The 3485-nt window shown below is 39.7% G+C and carries 3 protein-coding genes; all 3 read right to left on the bottom strand.

The window, feature by feature from the left end:
• Positions 1-160: 160 nt before the first annotated feature.
• From VB740_RS17600 to VB740_RS17610, 3 genes are read right to left on the bottom strand one after another with little or no spacing between them, the layout of a single operon-like run.
• Positions 161-868, bottom strand: a complete 708-nt coding sequence (locus VB740_RS17600; protein WP_323201253.1) for an actin-binding WH2 domain-containing protein — start codon at positions 866-868, stop codon at positions 161-163.
• A 42-nt stretch (positions 869-910) separates the two neighbouring features.
• On the bottom strand, positions 911-1615 hold the full coding sequence (locus tag VB740_RS17605; RefSeq protein WP_323201254.1) for an actin-binding WH2 domain-containing protein: 705 nt from the start codon (positions 1613-1615) through the stop codon (positions 911-913).
• A 23-nt stretch (positions 1616-1638) separates the two neighbouring features.
• Complete coding sequence (locus VB740_RS17610; RefSeq protein ID WP_323201255.1) at positions 1639-3186, bottom strand: FAD-binding oxidoreductase; 1548 nt, start codon at positions 3184-3186, stop codon at positions 1639-1641.
• Between the last annotated feature and the right edge of the window lie 299 nt (positions 3187-3485).

The raw sequence follows: 3485 nt of genomic DNA on the forward strand, positions 1-3485 counted from the left end.
ACATTCTCTTAGATTAAAATACCTTTTTTCTGGTTTTACCTGCTGAATGTGGGTTGTATGGTTTTCAAACCTCGTTTCCAGCCAGAGGTTGGAAATGCTACTCAATTGGGCTTTGTCGCCAGTCACAGACGCGGCAGCCTAGCATTAGCGAAATCTTAGATTAACGCAAACCTAAAATTTCAGAAACCGCCGCTACAATATCCAAATAGAAGTTTCCTTTCACTGCCCGAAACAACTCAAAGTTAGAGTCAGGGGCACCAAAAAACGGTCTGAGAAACCATCCTAACTGCATACCAACAAAAGCATAAAGCAATAACCAGGATCTCAAAATAGTGGTACGGGTTTTTTTGCCAACTTCATCTTGTTGAGAAAGTAATTGCATTCCTTCATAAAGGAATTTAACGCCAAAGATGCCTGTAATGCCAAAAATTAACACATTTAACAGTTTAAAAAATTGATAAGAATCGGGTGTAGTGATCAGAAAAAATAGCGTAACTGGTGCCAAGCTGAATAAAAGTACACTAATCACTGATACAGATGTGAGCAACACAACGAAATGCTGTTGAATACTGCTCCGGGAACCAAACAGAACATTAAAAAAGAACAAAGTTGGGAAACAAATAATCAGTGTTAATAAATAAAATGCTGGTAGTTTTATAGCACCTGATAAAGCCTGTCCCCAACTATGGGATGCACCGATAATTGCGCCATAGATGGCAAAGAAAATAGAACTAGTTACGAACAGAGAACTAATTTTATTTTGTAATCTTACTCCGTGACGAATTTCTTCTAAGAATGCCTGGCGATCGCGCAATAAATTAACCAAAACACCCAATTGTTGAATTCCGATCTTTTCTTTGTTCCGCATAATTTTATATATTTGATATTTTGTGGTATTACTAATGTCTAATTAACGGATTCCCAAGAGATAGCTAATAGCTTGAATAACACTCAAATAGAAATTACCTTCTCTTTCGCGGAACAGTTGAAAGGCAGAATCAGGCGTACCAAAAAATGGTCTGAGAGTCCAGCCTAACTGACTACCGACAAAAGCGTAAAGAAATAGCCAAAATTGTAAAATTTTCTGGCGTGTCTTGCTACCTTCATTATCTTGTTCTAAAACTAAACTCGTGGCGTGATATAAAGACGAAACACCAATAAATCCAGTTAATGCAAATATGAATACATTTAGCAGAATTAAAAATTGGTAGTTATTCGTGGTAATCAAAAAAAACAGTGTGATTGGTGCAAAGCTAAATAAAAGTACGCTCGTGACTGAAACAGCAGTCAGTACTAATGCTAAATGCTGTCCAAAAGTTCGCTTTGAACCAAAAATAATATTCGCAAAAAACAACGTCGGGATGCAAATTAGGAGTGTAATTAAATAAAGGGCTGGGAGCTTAATGGCGGAAGACAGAGCTTGCATCCAACTATGGTATGCACCAATAATTCCGCCATAAGCGGCGAGAAATAAAGAACTGCAAACTATCAGGGAAATGATTTTATTTGGTAATCTTGTACCTTGGCGAACTTCCTCTAGAAAACCCGGGCGATCGCGCAGGAATCCAATCAGCACTGCAAAGTACTTGATTCCTAAAGATTTGCGTTCCATCATGTTATCCTCACACAGCTAAAATTCTAAGTTTCATCTGAGTAATCACCGCCAGAACCATACTTCCAGGCATCAATCAAACGATGCCAATAATATTGTTGTTCATTTGCTTGATTCTTAATCCATGTTTCTAACATTGGACTTAGCGAAAATAAGGCAGTGTATACACCTAAATTACTGTAATGTAACATCCAATCTAACAAACTTGCCAAACCTACTTGCGGAATTATCTTGGCAACTAATAACGGATGATAGAAACCAGTTTTTAACAGTGTTTTTGTTAGTGCCGAAAACTGCACTATATCCTGTAAAAATGGTTTTAGCACTGGTGTACCCAACTGTTGCATTTCCTGAAATACCGCCGAGAGTAGTTGGTTAATTTGATCTGGGGCAATTTTTTGATTTACACCGACACTCATCGCCCTTTGAAACAACCAGGTAACAGTCAAACTTGGCTGATAAGGTTGCAGCAGTGCTAAGGCTTTTGCAGATAATTGTTCTGTTTCCAGTGCTTCGTAAATGCCATAAGTTAAACGCTTCAGGTGACGTACCATTGCCCCAAAACCACCAAAACTCAAGGGAGATTGACTACCACTGCTATCTCCGACTGGTAAAATGCGATTCCAAGGAGTTTTTAGAGGACTTTGGCGATAGGTGGGAAAGAAACCAAATAATGCCCGTTGAAATTTCAGGTTGCTCAATTCCACTCCTTGATATTCTGGTAAAAGACGCAGATATTCCTCAAATAAAGCTTCTAAACTCAAACGTTGAGGATCTGCATCCATATAGGTAAACAAGTAAGTGGTTCTGCCATCCCTAGCTGGAAAGGCTTCCCAAAAGTACTGACATTGATTCTGCAAGGATGTAAATGATAATAACAAGTCGCCTGAGTTATTTTCTGGAAAACCTTGGGCGCAACTTCCTACCACCAAGCAAAGGGCATCTGGTTTTTTACCTTGGCGTGCTTGTTGGGTAATGGGTGAAAGATGCCCCATTGCATCGATTAACAACCGAGTTTTGAATTGGTTATTTACCATCACCCCATCTGGATGCACCACCGCTTCGGTAAAGGGGGTGTTTTCTAATAACTTTCCCCCAGCAGCGAGAAATCGGGTTTTCAAAGTAGCGAGTAGATAAACAGGATCTACACCGATATTCAAAACATCCTCTACCCAAACTTCTGTACCGCCAGCAAAACTAACTCGTGCTGGGTTATATTGAGTTGCGATCGCACTTGTTAATTCTTCCTCAGTTAACAAGTTCAATTCCACAAACACATCTAATTCTTTGCGAGATATATTCCACTCTTGTTCTCTCCCCCGCAAAATTCCCCGTTCCATCAACGCTACCCGCAGTCCTTTCACTGCCAAGGCGCAACCAATTAAAATGCCCAAAGTGCCACCGCAGATAAGCACATCGAAGTCCACAGTGCCTAAAAGCTGTTGATTTTCTTTAACTAGCGTTGGTACTGGTGCGGAGTTTTCGCGCAGAGATGTGAGGATGCGATCGCTTTGGCGCAATCCTCTTAAAGGATCGCCGGGTAATTGGGAAAGAATTTCTTCAGTTAAAGACATTTTGGAAAAACTTAACTCTACATTCCAAAACTACCTGAGAATGAAGAAAGTAGATGCGATCGTGGCCAGATAAATCGTAATTAGAACTCTTAATTACGATTTACGAATTACGAAAGTATGTCCACTACAAAACCTGTAGAACGTCTGTATAAATAAATTATCCAATCTTGTGGGGTGGGCGTCTCGCCATTGGTGTCAACTTAAGCAAAAAGTAGCTTAACTGAAAGCTTGACTCGCCCGCCTAGAACTAAAGTTCTAGGCTAATAGCTAAAGTCTACTAAAGTAGACTAAGGATTTTT

Origin of the sequence: Nostoc sp. UHCC 0251 (assembly GCF_034932245.1) — a bacterium.
Classification (GTDB): domain Bacteria; phylum Cyanobacteriota; class Cyanobacteriia; order Cyanobacteriales; family Nostocaceae; genus Nostoc.

Coding starts and splice junctions, on each gene's coding strand:
- VB740_RS17600 (WP_323201253.1), bottom strand. CDS start 868: ATGCGGAACAAAGAAAAGATCGGAATTCAACAATTGGGTGTTTTGGTT.
- VB740_RS17605 (WP_323201254.1), bottom strand. CDS start 1,615: ATGATGGAACGCAAATCTTTAGGAATCAAGTACTTTGCAGTGCTGATT.
- VB740_RS17610 (WP_323201255.1), bottom strand. CDS start 3,186: ATGTCTTTAACTGAAGAAATTCTTTCCCAATTACCCGGCGATCCTTTA.